Genomic DNA, 16,489 nt, shown 5'->3' with positions numbered 1-16,489 from the left:
ACTCCACAGAGCCCCTTCCAGATATCCCCGGTCCCGGATCGTGGGGCCTTCTGATCGCTTTTCCGTGTGCCNGCCCCGGCAGCCGGCTCGTCCTGTCCGGCTTTTTCACCCCGTCCGGAACCGGATCCGCGTGCGTTCACGTGTCGCTTCCAGGTGTGGCTCTGCCGCTCTACGAGACCACGTCGACGCACCGCCCCCGCCGTCCGCGACCGACCTACCAAGGAGTTCCGCCGTGACCCTCACCGTCGACACCGAAGTCACCGGCCAGGCCTACGCCGCGCCCGCGGCATCCGACCCGCCGTTCGAGGTGGTCCCGCTCTCGGGCAACATCGGCGCCGAGATCCGGGGCCTCGACGTGCGGACCCTCGACGACGAGCAGGTCGCCGCGGTCCGCGCCGCCTGGCTGCACCACAAGGTCGTGTTCTTCCCGGGCCAGCACCTGACGCCGCAGGAGCACCTCGCCTTCGCCCGCCTCTTCGGCGAGCCGACCGAGGGCCACCCGGTCATCCCCGGTCTGGACGAGCAGCCCGAGGTGTTCGAGATCGACTACAGCAAGGCCCGGGAACTGTCCGCGAGCTACGGCCGGGTCGGCACCGCGTCGCGCGGCCTGGACTGGCACACCGACGTCACCTTCGTGAAGCGCCCGCCGCTCGGCTCGATCCTGCGGGCGGTCGTGGTGCCCCCGGCCGGCGGCGACACGCTGTTCTCCAACCAGGAGGCCGCCTTCGCCGCCCTCAGCCCCGCGCTGCAGGGCTTCCTGAGCACGCTGACCGCCGTGCACAACGGCGAGTCCCAGTTCCAGGCCATCCTCGACCTCGTCGGCGAGGGGCGTTGGGAAGGTGAGACCTTCGCCAAGCTGGAGCCGGCCGAGCACCCCGTGGTGCGCACGCACCCGGAGACCGGCAAGAAGTCGCTGTTCGTGAACCCGGGCTTCACCTCCCACATCAAGGAACTCGACCGCGCCGAGAGCGACGCCCTGCTCGCCTTCCTCTACCAGCACTCGGTGCGGCCGGAGTTCACGGTGCGCTACCACTGGCAGGAGGGGACCATCGGTTTCTGGGACAACCGGGCGACTCAGCATTCCGTCGCCGGCGACTTCGGCGACGCGCACCGCGTGATCCAGCGCGTCACGCTGCGGGGCGACGAACCCCGCTGACCCGGGTGGAGGTGGGTCACCGCCGGGGGCGACGCGGAGCTTGTCGGCCCTGAGGACCCACACCCCGACGTCGGCGCCGAGCGGCTCCGGCTGCCGCTTCGGGAGGTCTTCGTCGCCGCCGGCGGCACGCATGACGACCGGGATGCCTACGACCGGGATGCCTACGACCGGGTGATGGTCGAGCAACGGCGTACCGCCGTGTTCCTGAGTCCCCGGCGGATTTACAGCAACCAGGGCGCGTGAATCGAGTCCCGTGCGGGTGCCTGACGTTGCGGGGCGGGGTGGGTGCCCGGCGTGCGCGGGGGCCGGTGGGTGCGGGCGGGTGCGTTCGGTGATCTGACGGTGGTGGTCAGTATTTCGGGTGGCGGCGCGGGTGTGGCGGTGCGGCGACTGAAGGGCTAGCTGTGTCTCTTCGGGAGAGGTGTTGACAACCCCGGTGGTGGAGGGGGCGCAACCCCGCCGCGGAGCGGAGACACAACGAGGTCTTCAGTCGCCGTCGGCGAACATTCGCGGACGGGTGGCGCGGGGTGGGTGGGGGCTGTTTCGGGGCCTGTGCGCCCGCTGAAAGCCCTGGTGGCGGTGTTGTGGCGGGTTCGGCCGGGTTCGGTCGGCTGCGGTGGCCCGGTGGTCGTGCGCCGGCCGGGTGGCCGCGGGCCGAGGNGCCCGCCGGCGGGGTGGCGGACGTCGGAGGGATGGGGCGGTGGTGTCCCGGTACCGGTTCGGGGCGGTCGCCCGTCGGGCCTCCCGGGCCGGCTCGGCACCCGGATTTTCCGTCCGATCAGACAGTTCTGTCACCCCGGCCTCCGGTGAGCCGCTGGCACCCGTGCTTCCGGTGAGCCGCGGCCGCCGCGGCCTCGGTTCAGCCGTGGCTGCCGTGGCCTCGGTTCGGCCACTGCCAGCCCGGCCCGGGTGAGCCCCGTTCGCCCCGGCCCCGGCCCCGGGCCGATGACCCCGCCTGCTGCCCCGAACCACCAGACCTTGATCCACGAGAAATCGCCCAAGGGGTCTGCGCGCCCCGCGGGTGACGGGACGTCCGCGGGTGACGGCAGGCCCGCAGGCGACGGGACGCCCACAGGCGACGGGACGCCCGCGGGCGACGGGGCGTCCCGTCGCCCGCGGGGCGTGCGGCGGTACGCCGTAAGCTGATCAGTCATGTCGGCGCAACCACTGCGGGAACTTGTCGAGCCAGGTTGGGCACAGGCCCTCGAACCGGTGGCCGGGCGGATCGCGGCAATGGGCGACTTCCTCCGGGCGGAGATCGCCGAGGGCCGCACCTACCTGCCCGCCGGCCCGCATGTGCTGCGGGCCTTCCAACAGCCGTTCGACGAGGTGCGGGTGCTGATCGTCGGTCAGGACCCCTACCCGACCCCGGGCATGGCCATCGGCTACAGCTTCGCGGTCGCGCCCGAGGTACGCCGGCTGCCCGGCAGCCTGCAGAACATCTACCAGGAACTGTGCGCGGACGTCGGCGTGCCCAGACCGACGAGCGGTGACCTGACTCCGTGGACGCGCCAGGGGGTGCTGCTCCTCAACAGGGCGCTGACGACAGCGCCGCGCCAGCCCGGCTCGCACCGCGGCAAGGGCTGGGAGGAGATCACCGAACAGGCGATCCGGGCACTTGCCGCGCGGGGCAAGCCGCTGGTCGCGATTCTGTGGGGCCAGGACGCGCGCAGCCTGCGGACCTTCCTGGACAGTACCGCGACGATCGAGTCCGCCCACCCGTCACCGCGGTCGGCGGACCGCGGATTCTTCGGGTCCCGGCCGTTCAGCCGGGCCAACGACATCCTGCTCCGGCTGGGGGCCCAACCCGTCGACTGGACACTTTCGTAGCCGGCGGTGGCGCGGGCCGCTCAGGGTGCGCTGGGCGCTCAGGGCGCGCTGGGCCGCTCAGGGTGCGCTGGCCGCGCCGAGGGCCTGGTAGATGGTCCTGCAGTAGGTCGCGGCTCGGGCCGAGCCCNGGATGTCGGCGTCCATCCTGTTCATGACGTAGCTGATCGTCGTGCGCCGGTCGAGGTCCATGACCGCCATCGAGCCGCCCCAGCCGCCCCAGAACGCGATGCGGCCGTCCGGGATCCAGGGCAGGGTGCGCCGGTCGGGCAGTGCGTACCCGATTCCCCACCGCAGGTGCAGTCCGTTGACGAGGTCCGGCCCGTCGGACTGCTGGTCGAAGATGAGACCGAGGGTGTCGGGCCGGAGCAGCCGGCCGTGGGCGGCCGCTCCGCCGCGGGAGATCGGCGAGAGGATCCGGGCCACCGACAGCGCGTTGCCATGGCCGTTCGCCGCCCCGAGGTCCGCCGCCCGCCAGCCCGGGGTGTTGGCCGCGGCCGCCGTGAACGGCGGGCCGGTGAAGGTCCGGTACGCGACGGAGTCGCGGTCGAGTACCGAGGGGTCGAAGCCGGGCGGCGTGATGACGTCGGCGACCCGTCCGGCGTCGGTGCTGGTGGCGGTGCTGGTGCTGGTGCTGGTGGCGGTGGCGCGCAGCCCGAGCTGGAAGTCCGCGCCGAGCGGGGTGGCGAGGTGCTGGTGCACGAAGTCGCGCAGCGACAGCCCGGTCAGCCGGTGCACCAGTTCGCCTACCAGGTGCCCGTAGTTCAGGACGTGATAGCCGGACGCCGAGCCGGGCTCCCACCAGGGCGCCTGGGACGCCATCCGGGCCGCCGCCGCGCGGACGTCGTACAGGTCCTTGAGACGGGCGGGACCGTCCAGGCCGGAGACGCCAGAGGTGTGTGACAGCAGGTGCCGCACCTCGACGTGCCGCTTGCCGTTCGCGGCGAACTCCGGCCAGTAGCGGGCGACCGGCGCGTGCACGTCCAGTTCGCCGGCGTCGACGAGCAGCAGGGCGGCGAGGCTGGTCACGCACTTGGTGATCGACCAGACGTTGACGATCGTGTCNGGCTGCCAGGGCTGGGTGCGGGCCGCGTCGCGGTGGCCTCCCCACAGGTCGACCACCTGCTGGCCGTCGACGTCGACCACCAGCGACAGGCCCACCTCCGCGCCCGCTCGCAGCTGCCCCAGCACGGCGTCACGGACGGGTTCGAACGCGGCGCTCACGGTTCCGTGTAGTTCGGTCATGTTCGCAGCCTCGAACCTTGACACTAGTGTCAAGGTCAAGCGGTAGCGTTGGCGGTATGCGGATCGGCGAGCTGGCCGCGCGGGCGGGCACGTCCCCGCGGCAGGTGCGGTACTACGAGGCGAAGGGCCTGATCACCTCGACCCGCGGGGCCAACAACTATCGCGACTATACCGAGACCACACTGGCGCGCGTGCGGCAGATCCGCGAGCTGCTGCGCGCCGGCCTGTCGACCCAGCTCATTCTCGCGATCCTGCCCTGCCTGGAATCACCGCGCGACCCGATCGTCTTCGAGGGTGTCACCCCCGAGACGGTGGCCGCGCTGGAAGGCGAGCGGGACCGCCTGTCGGAGCGCATCGACGTCCTTTCCCGCAACCGGGACGCGGTCGCCAGGTACCTCGCCGAACTCCAGCAGCACGCGAACGGGCCGGTCCCCGCGGATTCCTGACCGGTTGAAACGTAGAGGAGAAGACGCTGCTGCGACCGAACCTGGATGGGCTGGACCCGGCCGACGTGTACCTGATGGACGGCGCGGCGCGGCTGCGTGCCGCGCTGACCAGCCCGGACCACCAGCGTCCTCTGGCCACCGCCGCGATCGACGCGGTCGTGGACACCCAAGCCGAGCTGGACCGGCTGCGACTTCAAACCAGCCTGACAACGAAGCAGAGCCGGATCGCGGCCACAGACGCCGCCGTGTCGATCATCGCGGGAGAACCGCAGCACGCCGCTGAACTGATCGTCTACCTGGCCCGCCGGCTCGGCATGGTGCCCGCCGAGGGCTACACACCCTCCACCCCCGCCCAGGCCGCCCGGATCAACCAGGCGCTCCAAGCGGTCCATCACCATGTCCTGGACGCGATCCACACCAACGCCGACGGTGCGATGGACCGTCTCACCCAGCGGGCCCGGCCCCGCCCACCCGCGGACGCCGCCGGGCAGGCAGCTGCCCACACGACGGCGTTTCCCACCCAGACCGCGGCCCGGCCGCCGACCCCCCCGCGGCCCGGCCGCGCTCCCGCCGTCCCCCGATCCTTCCGAGACGAGACGGAGCACGTCCCTGTGACCGACTCACCCTTGGGCGGCAGCCCGCCACCGACCGTGGCGGGCTCAGTGCTAGATGCCTTTGGGTCCCCGGCCGATCCGCGGGCCGGGTGGTGGGGTTCCAGGTCTCGGTGGTGGGCCACTGCCCCTACGCGGCGGGGATGGCTTGAGAGGTTTAGAGAACGACGCTTGTACCGGAGACCGAGTGGCATGTGAGGGCGCCGCGGTGACGTCGACCTGGTTATTGGGGTTCAGACCGCCGCGGCGCCGTTCGGCCAGGGCCTGGGCGCTTGTACGGATCGCGTCTTCGGTCGCGCGGACCGTCGGGTTCAATGCTGCTCGGCGGTCGAGTTCGGTTCGCAGCTCCGTCGCGCGCGGGTCGGTATGGCCACCCGGGCGAAGCAGCCGCGCGAGGAGTACTGAGTCCGGGACGAGGAATACGGGGCGCTGCAGATGAGGGCCCTCGTGCGCCCACTGGAGCACCTGGCTCAGTCCGCTCTGGATCGCTTGTGCATCGAGCAGCCGCTGGCCGCCGGCGCTGCTCGACATCGAGATGATGGTCGGGGCGTCCGCGAGGGCGATGGCCAGCCCCTCGTGAGTCGTCGCGGTGACCTGATCGGTGGCAACGAACTGGAGTACGACGTCCTGCTGGCGTGCCAGCCAGCCGTCGGCCTCGGCGACTGGCAGCGGGCGGGCCCGCTCGGCGTGGATTGCTTCGACGGCCGTCGGCGGGCGCAGCAGGGTGCCGTCGGCCTGGCGGACGTTCACGTACAGGTCGGCGCCGGTCCGGTTGGTGACGATCACACGGTGGACGTGTGGGCTCATCTCGGCGGCGGCCACCGTGGTGGGGATCGTGTCGTACGAGGCTTGGGCCCACTCGGGCCAGACCCAGCGGCCGGGCTCCGCGCCGGGCGCCAGGTAGCGGTACAGGGCATCGAGCCGACTGCGCTCCGCCCGGACCGCGAGGGCGAGCACCCACACCTCGTGACGGGGGCGGCCTTCGGGGAGCGGCGCCGCCAACTGCTCACCGCGCCGGCCGGTCGCGAAGAAGCGGGCGTCGGCAAGCACCGCGTCCGTGTTACGGAAGGTTCCCTCGGCGAAGGAGTAGCCGTGCTCGACCGCGTAGGCGAAGCTCATCTGCATCCAGGCGGTCGACGCCTGCTGGGTGGCTGGGACCATGCCGATGGGGTTGGTGTCCATCAGATCCAGGAAGTCCGGGTGGAACTGTCGCAGTTCGTCGCCCGACAGCTGGATCACATCGCGGTCCGCGTTCTGTTGCCGGACCGAGGCCATAGCCTGGCTCTTGCCAGCGGCCGGTTGCGCGCCGGTGAGAATCGCGATCGGCCGATCGCTGGGCCGGCGGCCGGCGAAGACGTAGGGCACGACCAGCCTGTCGAAGCGCTCCCGCAGCTGGCCCGGGGGCAGCTCGTAGGGGTCGCGGTCAGCCACGGCGCTCCTCGTCCAACGCGCGGATCTCCGCCGTCCATGCGGAGATTCGGGCGAGCAGGGCGGCCCGGTCGTGGGCGTCGACCGCCTCCTTCGCGTCCCGCAGTTCGATGACCTTGGTCCACCAGCGCTGACGCTCGTCCTCGGTGGCGACGCTCTCCGAGAGCCGCACGTAGCGGGCCGACAGGTGAGTGGCGGTCTCGGCGGCCATGTCGTAGACCACCGAGGTGGGCACGTCATCGGGGATGGTCGGGGTCGGGCTGTGCTCGGTCACGGAGTTCCTCTCGCCTGGTGCGCCAGAGAACATCGTCGAGGTTCTTTCACCCGAGAGTGTCTTCTCTGCGCCGGCGGGGGCGAGGGCTGGGCGCGGGCGGCGGAGCTCGTGGAGATGACCGAGGCCGCCGCACGGGCCCGCTGGGGCGCCACCTCTCCCCGGTGGCGGCGCGGCCCGTTCAACCTCGCCCGGCTGGACCGGCCGCCCACTTTTCAACATCGTTTGAGTGGTCCGCCGCGCCGGCGAACCGACACCGCGCCGGCGATCCCTCGTCGCCGCGTCGATCCGCGACCGGACACTGAATGGACAACGGGCGGACGCCGGACGGTCATGTGTCGAGTGTGATCATCCGTCGCCGGGTTGCCCCCGACGCGCACTCGGCGCCTTTCGCTGGGTGAAATACCGCCAAAATGGACATCGATCCCGTTGGTGATCTGTGATGACGACCCCATGCGGGGACCCGCGGGCCCCGTGACCTGGCGTCCGGCGACCCCCGATTGTCGTGACAATTTGGATACTCATCGCGCAAGCAACTCATAATTTGCTGACAAGCAATCACGCAGGGGAGTTCTCCGTAAGCGTTCATCCGTGTGCGGTTGAGTGGAATGGTGCGATCGGTTAGCTACTGAACGTCAGATTTCCTGGAAGCGAATGCCAGGGAAACAGGTGTGATAGCTTCGCCGCTGCTCATATGCATGCATCTGGGGGGATACATTGCGATCTTCAGGATTTTTCGTGCGCTCGCGCGGCAGAAGTGTGTCTGTCGTCAGCTGCTGTATGGCGGCGCTGGTGGCGCTCGGCGCGTGCGGTGGAGGCGACGACGACGCGGCGACCGACAATGCGTCGGCGCCGACGTCGGCCTCGCCCGCCCCAGCTCCCGAGCCCAAGCCGGAGATGGCAGCCGAGGGTGCCACGCTGCTGGACGTCGACTACAGCGTCATCACGGTGGAACCGGGGCAGCGCAGGTCGTTTGGTTTCCAGGCGCTCAAGGCCGGTGCCAGCACCCCGATCAGTCTGTCGGGCGCCGGTGGCTGCTTCTCCACCAGCACGGCCGGCGCCGAAATCGTCGTCACCGGTGGGAACGCGCCCTGCTCGGGGGTCTTCACCGTCGCGGCCGACGGCGTGGACGGAAAAGCAACGGTCACGGTGAACGTGGCGGAGCGGGACTCGCTGGACGTCGGTAACGGCCTGCTGATGAGATATACCGACCAGTTTGACGAGAAATGGACGGCCGCCGGCGGACGGCTGCGGAACCCGCTCGGTTTCTACCATCCGAAGGGGCCTGACGGCTATTACGCGCTGGGCACGCTGATCCTGCGGCACAACAGCCTGCCGAAGGACAAGGTGCTGGCGGTCGTGGTGAAGGATTCCCAGAACAAGGGGCTCCTGGCGGCGCCGACCGGCTTCACCAAGCTGTGGGACGACGCGGGTTCGCGGGTGAGCCGCGGCATCAGTCTGTGGCAGGTGAACTGCCCGAACAACTACGTAGCCATGGGCACGGTCGCCGCGGAGTCGGAGCCGTCGAACACGTCGGTGCGCTGCGTCAAGCGTGACCTGGCGATCCCCGGGCAGCAGGCGGCGGAGGTCACCAGTACCGCTGGCACCGAGAAGGACGGGTTCATCGCCTTCGGCCTGACGAGCCCCAGGATCCAGACCGGGGATCTGACACCGTTCAGCGTGGGGTCGACCACGCTGAAGATGGACAAGGACCAGAAGCTGGTTCCCGGCTACCTGCTCGGGATCAGGACCTCGACCTACGAGGTGCGCAGTGAGCGCTTCGACCTGCGGCTGACCTCGTGCGCGCCCATTCCGTCCAGCGAGTTCTCGAAGTCCTATGCGGCGAACTCGACCCGGGTGCCGTTCACCATGCTGCCGTGGACCGACATCAGCGAGAACTTCAGCAACGCCAAGTCGTCCCCGTTCTACGTCCTGCAGCGTTCCACGAGCTACGGGCCGATGGAGCCGTCGTCGCGTGACAACTGCGCGAGCCGGTCGCCCATGCGGGTGACGGCCACGTCGACCAAGGGCACCTCGCAGACCTCCGAGACGCACATCTCGGTGGACTACGGGATCTCGACCACCATCACCGAGGGAGCTTCGGCCGGAGTCGAAGGGGTCTCGTCGGCGTCCACGAGCCTGTCGGTCACCATGTCGCTGAACCTCGGGTGGTCGAACACGGAAAGCAAGATGTACTCCACCGAGACCTCGGTGGAGGACTGCAAGGTCGTCCCCGCCGGAAGTATCGGCCAGTGGTTGCAGACGGTCACGCAGTTCAACGCCATCAACGCCGACGGCCAGATCAGTGAGGCCCTGGAGTTCGGTATGGATGACGTGAAGTACCTGGAGTACAACAAGGACGGGAACAGCGCCGACTCGTGCTGACCTGACCTGACCTGATCGACGCGCCCGGGGCGCCGCCCCCTTGAGGAACACCCTCGGGGGGCGGTGCCCCGGCCGCTTTCGTCCCCGCGCCGCCGAGCCGGTCGACGACGCTCGTGACGGGCTCAGCTGGCCGGCGTCCCCCCGTTGTTGATCAGGCGGGTGGTGTGGAACGCCCGCCGGCTGATGCGCCACCCCTCCGGCGTCCGGACGAGGTCGTCCTCGTAGCCGCCGACGACGTCGATCCAGGCGTTCGGGTCACTGGTCGAGAGCATCAGCACGGCGTGCACATAGGTGGAGGCCGTCGCCCGGTCACCGTCGACCTCGATGACGAAGTTGGACAGCTGGTGCCGGGTGCTGCCCAGGTCCCGGTGCGCGGCCACCATCAGCTCGGTGATCGCGTCGGCTCCGCTGAAGTGCCCGAGGTGGCCGTAGTCGGCCTCCGCGTCGGGCGTCCAGCAGGTGCGGAACAGCGGCCAGTCCCGTCGGTCGATACCGGTGGAATAACGGATCAGCACCTCGCGGATGAGTTCGAGGTCCTCACGGCGGTCGGGCATGAAAGCTGCTCCCTGGGGGTCACCGGCATCGGACGGGGTCGCCAGCATCCCGGAATGCCGGCGACGACGCGAAGAAACGGAAACCCCCGTGCGGAAGCGCGCGGCGGGGCCTACGGCTTGCGGCCGACTCCGCCGAAGATGTGCAGCGGCTCCGGTGTCGGCCCGGGCGCGGGCCGCCAGCGGGGCGTCGTGACCACGCCTGGCTCGACGAGATCGAGGCCGGCGAAGAAGGACGTGATCTGCTCCGGGCTGCGCAGGTTGTAGGGGTGCCCGTCGGCCTGGGTGATCTCGATCGCCCGGTCGACGTCCTCACCGTGGGTTCCGTCGTTGNGCGCGAGGTAGCTGCCTGACGGCACCCCGTCGAGCAGCCGCCGCACGATCAGCGTGGCCTCGTCGTCGTCGGCGACGTTGCCCACGATGCCGAACATCACGAGCGCGATCGGCTGGGTGAAGTCCAGAACCTCGGCCGCCTCCGCGAGGATCCGGTCGGGTTGGCGCACGTCGGCGTCGATGTAGGCGGTGGCACCGCCGGGCGCGCTGGTCAGCAGCGCACGGGCGTGCACCAGCACCAGCGGGTCGTTGTCGACGTAGACGACGCGGGAGTCCGGGGCGATCCGCTGCGCGACCTCATGGGTGTTGTCCGCGCTCGGCAGGCCGGTGCCGATGTCCAGGAACTGGCGGATGCCCACCTCGCCGGCGAGGTGGGTGATCGCTCGGACCAGGAACTCGCGCTGTGCGCGGGCCACCAGCACGATGTCCGGGTAGACCTCGAAGACCTTGTCTCCCAGCTCGCGGTCGGCGGGAAAGTGGTCCTTGCCGCCGAGCCAGTAGTTCCAGACACGGGCGGAGTGCGGCACGCTCGTGTCGACCCGGGACCAGGCGCTCTGCGCCGGTATGTCAGCACCCATATCGGCAATCATGCACGGTCGACCGCCACCCGCGGCCGAAAGGCGGCGCCCGGTATCGGTCCGCCGGTTCCTGTTGTCCGGATTCCGGCGTCCGGTGTTCCTGCGCTTGCTGTCCAGCAATGTCGGTCGTCGGTGCGGTGCGGTGCGGTGCGGTGCGGGTGTGGCTGGTGTGCGGCTTGCGCCGGGTCGGGGTGTTCCCCTGGGGTACCTGCCTGGCCCGACCCGCCGTGGTTGCTCAGTCTGATTCCGGGTTCGCCCGGCGCGTCCCCGGCAGCCTGGTGCCCCCTCAGGGGCCGCGCCGGTGCCGCCGCGTCGCGGCCGCCGGGGCGCTGGCATGGCAGGAACAGTCAGAACCCGGCAGGAATCCACGTTGTGTACCGAAACCTTGTATTTGCCGTGCTGGGCGGTCGGCGCCGTGCAAACATCTGCGGCGCTTCGTCCACTGCCCCCGACGGATAGGTGTCGACCATGACCCAGCGAACCGGTACAAAGCTGCTCACGGCGGACGAGATCGCGACCGTCCGGGGACTGCTGGGGCTCCCGCTTCCACCCGAGCCCGCCGTCACCGAGCCCGCCGTCACCGAGCCCGAGGTCGCCGCGTCCGCGCCGGCCAGGAACGACGACCGTCACGTCTGGAGGGACACCCACCCGAGCCGGAAGGAGCAGGACGACTTCGCGGCCGAGCTGGCGACCGCGCTGAAGGCGGCCATCGACGCCAAGGAAGACAGTGGCGCTCCTCCGCTACGAGGCGTACGAGATGTCGATGTCCGACCCGGAGACGGCCCGCATCTTCATCACACCGTGGGTCCTGGACTGGGCGGCGGAGGATTCCGAGGTCGCGTCGGCGGCGGTGGCCGCGAAGAAGTGGGACACCTTCGTGCTCCTCATCCACGAGTACCTGCACGTCCTGCAGCATCCGCTGCTGCCGGCGGCGACCGGGCGCAGCGTCGTCGTCCGCGAGGGATTCTGCGAGTTCCTGGCCGTGCAGGCGACCCGGCATGTCGGCGGACTCTCCGCGGAGGAGATCCGGCGGCTGAACCTCGAGATCACCGGCCAGGAGGATCGCTGGCCGGCCCGTGACTGGCTGCCCGACTACGAGGCGACCGCCGACTACCTGCCGTTCGTGACACGAGTCCGCAAGGCGATCGGGACTGTCGGGAAGAACGCGATTCCCGCTGCCTTCTTCCAGGGCCACACCGAGCTGTTGGGGACCGCGGTCGACCAGGCGGGGCGGTGGTACCCGATGCCACCCGTCACCGCTGCCGGCGGGACGCGACGGGTGCCGTTCCCCGTGGCCAGCGGACGTCGTGGCCACGCCTGGATAAGCCGCGGGACCGGCATCTCGCCGACGGATTTCGCGGCGCTGAACAAGGACGTCACCCTCGGCGAGGCCGAGGGTTTCATCCCCGACGGTATGGACCTGCAGATCACCGTGCCGGGATTCCGGGCGCACCGGATTCTCGGCCTCCCCGACGGCAGCGGTGAGTCCTGGGAGCAGATCGCCCGCCAGAACGGCACCACCGTCGACGAGCTCAAGCGCATCAACGACCCGGACGGCGACCTCTCGCCCGTCGAGGACCTTCAGCTGGAGTGGGTACTGGTCCCGGACGCCTGACCGGAACAACCCCGACTGGCCCGTCTGCGGGCGCGTCGCCGTAGCGCCAGCGCGGGCAGCAGGACGGCCGCGGTGCTGGCGGCCGCCGCGACCAGCCCGCCGTGGCCGGAGTGCCACGTGCGGGTCGAGCTGGATCCGGCCGGCGCCGCGACGTCGGGAGTGACCGTCGGCAGGGTGAGACTCGCCCGGGTGACGGTGATGGTGCCGGTGCCACGCTGCGGCGCCCAGAGCCGGGAGCTGGAGATGATCTGGAGCGTGTAGCGGGTGCCGGTGGCGGCGGTGACGGCGATCGGATACATCTCGATGTCGGCGGTGTGGCTGCTGCCGTCCAGGACGAGCGGGATCGGGGTGACCTGCCCGTCGACGACGATGCCGCGTTCGTCGTCGACGAGCTGCGCGTAGACCCGGGCGTCGGCGGGTGCCCCCTGGCCCTGGTAGGTCAGGGTGAGCCGCGGCGGGCCGACGATCTGCGCCGGACGCGGGGCGGTCACCGCGATCTGGAGGGCCTCGCCGGCCCCGGCCGGCGTCGCCTCCAGGGAGTCGCCCGATGACTGGTAGCCCTCGACCAGGGTCAGCTGGCCGGCCCCGGTGGCGGTGATCGGCGCCGCCGCGGGGGCGGGGTACCGCTCGGCCCACCGCCAGGTGGCGTCGTCGGACAGCCATTCGAAGCCGGGCCCGGTGTCGACGTCCTTCTTCCGCAGGTACCTGTCGAACCACCTGTCGGTGAGCGCGGNGACGTACTTCGAGTCGAAGGACAGGCTGTGGACCTCGGTGTCGCCGGGGTCGCCGATGCCGGTGGAGCAGATGCCGTGGCCGCCGCACATCCACACCATCTTGACCGGCGCGCCACCTTTTCTGATCGTCCGGTAGAGCTCGATCTGCTCGTCCAGCGGGAAGAGCGTGTCGACGGTCCCACCGATGATCATTGTCGGGGTGGTGATGTTCTCCGCGGCGGACCCGGGGCCCCGTTCCGCGAGCCACGAGATCTCGGCCGGGGTGAGCACGCCTGTCCGGCTGCCGTTCACGAAGCCGGCGGCCAGCTGTGGGTCGAGCCCGGGTGGGACCTCGGCGGCAGCGCCATAGCCGCCCATGTACAGGCTGTCGAACCAGGCCTGCTTGACGGTGTTGTTCTTGTAGAGCGAGGTGGCCAGGCTGAACCAGCCGACGGTGGGGACGAGCGCGTCGAGCCGGTGGTCGTTTGCCGCGGTCGAGTACTGGATGCTGCCCCCGTAGCTGCCGCCGCTCATTCCGACGCGCGGGTCACCCGGCCGGTCGAGCTGTGCCCAGGGCTGGGTGGCCACCCAGTCGATGATCGCGCTGGTGTCCCGGCCCTCGATCGCGGGCGAGTTGAACTCGACGGTTCCGCCGCTGGTGCCGAACCCGCGGGGGTCCCAGGTCACGACGTTGTAGCCCTGGTCGGTGAACCGCCTGGCCGTAGCGGGGTCGGTGTAGCCGGGCTGTCCCCAGCCGGGCGGCGTGAGAACCGTCGGCGCCGTGGCGCCGGCGACCAGCCCGGGGGCCGGGAAGACATGGGCCGCGATCCCGGTGCCGTCGAACGATGTCACTGTGACGTCCCGCCGCTGCGCGAGGATGGGCGGCACCGCGGCCGTGGTGTCCGTGGTGTCCGTGGATTCCGCGGCCGCCGCGGTCTGCTGCGTCGGCCCGTTGGCGGTCGATCCCCGGGCCTGCGCGGCGGCCCCGGGCGCGAGGACGACGGCGAGGGCCGCCACGGCGGTGGCGACACGTACCAGCGACAATGCGATCTATTCCTCTCGGGCCCGACACGCGGCCGCACGCGCTCGCCGACGGCCAGGGACCGGCGCCGGCCGGTCGCGGACCGGCCTGGCGACGAGCATGGCCCCCGACGCCCCGAGCGGCTGGCCGACAGGCTGGCGAGGACCAACCTGCCGCCCGCTCGGAACGCCGGCCGGTCGCTGCGCCGGGCGACCGACCGGTGGCCGACTCGCGACGGTGCGGTGTGGCGCGGTGCGCGGTCGGTGTGGTGCGGTGCGGTTGCGCGCGGCGCAGCGCGGTTCGGTGCCGCCGGGGTGCCTGCCCGCGGCGAGCTGCTTGCTTTTCAGCAAATAGTCGCATGCCCCGCCATCCCTGACGTCGGCGGCAGCCGGGTCAATCCCGGAGGCGTGATCTTCTCCAAATTGTGCGGCAGTATCTGCCACACAATTTGGTAGGAGCCGTATGGCCTCACGCACACGAACCTTCATCCGTTGCCTTGCTCCGGTCGCCTCGGGCGGTGGTCGGGTGGGGCCGGGTACTCGGGTGACACAGCTGTCTGATCAGAGGGATATCTCGCCCGTCGGGCCGCCCGTCAGGCCCGGCGGGCGGCGACCCCGGACCGGCACCGGGAGCCCACCGCCCCACCCGTTCGACGTCCACGACCCCACCCGCGGCCACCTCGGCCGGTGAAGATCCCGCCGCGGTGCGACCGCCGGGCCACCGGCACCCGGCAGGCCCCCGCGGTAGCGGGGCTACCTGGTCTTTCAGCGCGCCGGCAGGTCCCGCGGCAGCCGTCGCCCACCCGCGCGGCGCGGGTCCGCGAGGATTCGCCGACAGCGACTGAAGGGCTTTGTGTGTCCTTCGTTCGCAGGGGTTGCGGCCCCTGCGCCACCGTCGTTGTCAAGACATCTCGGTGGGAGAAACGAGGAGCTCTTCAGGCGCGGGATCGCCACTCCCGCGCCCGCGCCCCGAACACCGACCGCCATCGTCAGATCACCAAACGCACGCCCGGGTACCAGCCCGCGCCGTCCGCCGAGAACCCGCCCCGTCGAGCACCGTCCCGCGCCTCCGCCGAGAACCCGCACGAGTCAGCCCCGCAGGGTCAAGATCCAGAGAATCGGCCTAGCCTGGTGACGACGGTCCGACCAGCCGTCACAGGTGTGCGGGGGGCGAGCGGTGGGCGACGGCGCGAAGAGACCGTACCGGACGTCGCCGAGCGTGCGGCAAGCCCGAGCCGACCGGCTGGACGCCGCGGCCCGGGCCGTCGAGTCGGTGGCTCTCCAGCTGTTCGAGCGCAGCGGCTTCGACACGGTGACGGTCGACGACATCGCCGCCGCCGCGGGCATCTCCGTCCGCACCTTCTACCGCTACTTCCCGGCCAAAGACGATCTCCTGCGGGCTCTTGTCCGGCGACGGGCGAAGGCCGTCGAGGCCGCCCTGGCCGCTCAGCCGCCGGACGAGGCACCGATGCGTTCGGTGCGCCGGGCCGTCCAGGAGGTCGTCGCCGCCGAGGACCCGACGGAGGTCGCCCGGTGGGTCCGGGTGGTGGAGGCCAGCACGTACGCCTCCCGGGTGATGATCGGTGTGCATCCTCGATTTCAACGGCGTTCTCGCCGACTTCCTCGGCGCCCGGCTGGGCAGGGCGCCGGACGACCTGGAGCCCTCGGTGCTCGCGACCGCCGCGGGTGCGATCATCCTCGCGGCGCAGACCCGCTGGTTTCTGATCGGCGGAGACCTGCCGGGGACGATCAGCGAGGCTCTCGCCGTCATCGACACTGTTGTGTGCAGTGGCCCCGGCGCCCGCAACGAGTTTCCGGAGAAGCGGTGATCCCAGAAACGGCGATCCCAGCTGCCGGGGAGGATCTCGGTGGCTGACGCCGATGACGTGCGTCGGTTGGCGCTGGGCCTGCCGAACGTCGTGGAGATCGAGAGCGCGGGTTTTGACTTCAGGGTGGGCGGCCGTGGATTCGTCTGGTCCTACCNGGAACGTGCGCCGGGGCGACCGCGGGTAATCCGGACGGATATCGCGGTGCTGTTCGTCGGGGACGAGGCGGAGAAGCAGGCGCTGCTGCTCGGCGAGCCAGACCTCTTCTTCACCGCCCCCGGCTACGGTGGTTCGCCCCTCGTGCTGGTGCGCCTGGCGAAGGTGACGGTCGACCGCCTGACGGAGCTCATCACCGACGCCTGGCGGATGCGCGCGCCGGACGCGCTTGTCGGCGGCGCCGACGAGGCCGACACCAGCGATTTCTGCGACACCAGCCGCGGCTGAACCCACGACCGCTCCCCGGTGCCCGGGAGCGGTCGTTCCT

12 protein-coding genes and 5 pseudogenes are annotated in these 16,489 nt (G+C 70.7%); 9 read left to right on the top strand and 8 right to left on the bottom strand.

Features of this window, described 5'->3' with window-relative positions:
- The first annotated feature begins 232 nt into the window (after nucleotides 1–232).
- The gene (locus UG55_RS05435; RefSeq protein ID WP_083986433.1) at nucleotides 233–1,156 is read left to right on the top strand and encodes a TauD/TfdA family dioxygenase; all 924 of its coding nucleotides are present in this window, start codon (nucleotides 233–235) and stop codon (nucleotides 1,154–1,156) included.
- Between the two features lie 1,152 nt (nucleotides 1,157–2,308).
- Entirely contained in the window at nucleotides 2,309–2,986 is a 678-nt protein-coding gene (locus tag UG55_RS05430; protein WP_066063704.1) for a uracil-DNA glycosylase, read from the top strand.
- A gap of 128 nt (nucleotides 2,987–3,114) precedes the next feature.
- On the opposite strand, the pseudogene UG55_RS05425 reads toward UG55_RS05430, so the two are convergent.
- Nucleotides 3,115–4,048 (bottom strand): annotated as a pseudogene (locus UG55_RS05425) (serine hydrolase domain-containing protein); the annotation flags it as partial.
- A 1-nt stretch (nucleotide 4,049) separates the two neighbouring features.
- A pseudogene (locus tag UG55_RS32750) lies at nucleotides 4,050–4,228 on the bottom strand (serine hydrolase); the annotation flags it as partial.
- Between the two features lie 56 nt (nucleotides 4,229–4,284).
- On the opposite strand from UG55_RS32750, the gene UG55_RS05420 reads away from it, so the two are divergent.
- Nucleotides 4,285–4,674, top strand: a complete 390-nt coding sequence (locus UG55_RS05420; protein WP_066063700.1) for a MerR family transcriptional regulator — start codon at nucleotides 4,285–4,287, stop codon at nucleotides 4,672–4,674.
- A 665-nt stretch (nucleotides 4,675–5,339) separates the two neighbouring features.
- Here UG55_RS05420 and UG55_RS05415 read toward each other — a convergent pair.
- Both UG55_RS05415 and UG55_RS29060 read right to left on the bottom strand, forming a co-directional pair.
- On the bottom strand, nucleotides 5,340–6,716 hold the full coding sequence (locus UG55_RS05415; protein WP_066063699.1) for a zeta toxin family protein: 1,377 nt from the start codon (nucleotides 6,714–6,716) through the stop codon (nucleotides 5,340–5,342).
- Nucleotides 6,709–6,987 (bottom strand): hypothetical protein, encoded by a 279-nt coding sequence (locus UG55_RS29060; protein WP_066063698.1) that lies wholly within the window; start codon nucleotides 6,985–6,987, stop codon nucleotides 6,709–6,711. Before UG55_RS29060 ends, UG55_RS05415 begins: the two co-directional genes overlap by 8 nt.
- A 789-nt stretch (nucleotides 6,988–7,776) precedes the next feature.
- Here UG55_RS29060 and UG55_RS05405 point away from each other — a divergent pair.
- Nucleotides 7,777–9,369 (top strand): Vps62-related protein, encoded by a 1,593-nt coding sequence (locus UG55_RS05405; protein ID WP_199865042.1) that lies wholly within the window; start codon nucleotides 7,777–7,779, stop codon nucleotides 9,367–9,369.
- A 122-nt stretch (nucleotides 9,370–9,491) separates the two neighbouring features.
- Here the strand turns inward: UG55_RS05405 and UG55_RS05400 are convergent, their stop codons facing one another.
- From UG55_RS05400 to UG55_RS05395, 3 genes and pseudogenes are all read right to left on the bottom strand, one after another.
- Entirely contained in the window at nucleotides 9,492–9,923 is a 432-nt protein-coding gene (locus tag UG55_RS05400; RefSeq protein ID WP_066063695.1) for a nuclear transport factor 2 family protein, read from the bottom strand.
- Between the two features lie 110 nt (nucleotides 9,924–10,033).
- Nucleotides 10,034–10,253: pseudogene (locus UG55_RS32745) on the bottom strand (SAM-dependent methyltransferase); the annotation flags it as partial.
- A gap of 1 nt (nucleotide 10,254) precedes the next feature.
- Nucleotides 10,255–10,843: SAM-dependent methyltransferase (locus UG55_RS05395; RefSeq protein WP_242423775.1), on the bottom strand; the 589-nt coding region annotated here is incomplete at its 3' end.
- A gap of 715 nt (nucleotides 10,844–11,558) precedes the next feature.
- Between UG55_RS05395 and UG55_RS05390 the strand changes: the two genes are divergently transcribed.
- Entirely contained in the window at nucleotides 11,559–12,446 is an 888-nt protein-coding gene (locus tag UG55_RS05390) for a LysM peptidoglycan-binding domain-containing protein (protein ID WP_066063691.1), read from the top strand.
- A 734-nt stretch (nucleotides 12,447–13,180) separates the two neighbouring features.
- Here UG55_RS05390 and UG55_RS29830 read toward each other — a convergent pair.
- Nucleotides 13,181–14,203, bottom strand: a 1,023-nt coding sequence (locus UG55_RS29830) for a S9 family peptidase (RefSeq protein WP_206779345.1), incomplete at its 3' end; no start/stop codon positions are given.
- Between the two features lie 1,135 nt (nucleotides 14,204–15,338).
- On the opposite strand from UG55_RS29830, the pseudogene UG55_RS46140 reads away from it, so the two are divergent.
- From UG55_RS46140 to UG55_RS46650, 4 genes and pseudogenes are all read left to right on the top strand, one after another.
- Nucleotides 15,339–15,524, top strand: a pseudogene (locus tag UG55_RS46140) (TetR family transcriptional regulator); the annotation flags it as partial.
- Nucleotides 15,525–15,762: 238 nt separating this feature from the next.
- The gene (locus UG55_RS32735) at nucleotides 15,763–16,008 is read left to right on the top strand and encodes a hypothetical protein (protein WP_242423774.1); all 246 of its coding nucleotides are present in this window, start codon (nucleotides 15,763–15,765) and stop codon (nucleotides 16,006–16,008) included.
- A gap of 39 nt (nucleotides 16,009–16,047) precedes the next feature.
- A pseudogene (locus UG55_RS46655) lies at nucleotides 16,048–16,162 on the top strand (hypothetical protein); the annotation flags it as partial.
- A 1-nt stretch (nucleotide 16,163) separates the two neighbouring features.
- The coding region (locus UG55_RS46650; RefSeq protein ID WP_396230810.1) for a hypothetical protein at nucleotides 16,164–16,449 on the top strand (286 nt) is incomplete at its 5' end.
- Nucleotides 16,450–16,489 lie beyond the last annotated feature (40 nt).

This window comes from Frankia sp. EI5c, assembly GCF_001636565.1.
Lineage (GTDB): Bacteria > Actinomycetota > Actinomycetes > Frankiales > Frankiaceae > Parafrankia.
Note: the sequence above shows the minus strand (reverse complement) of the source record. Positions and strands in the feature narration are given on the sequence as shown.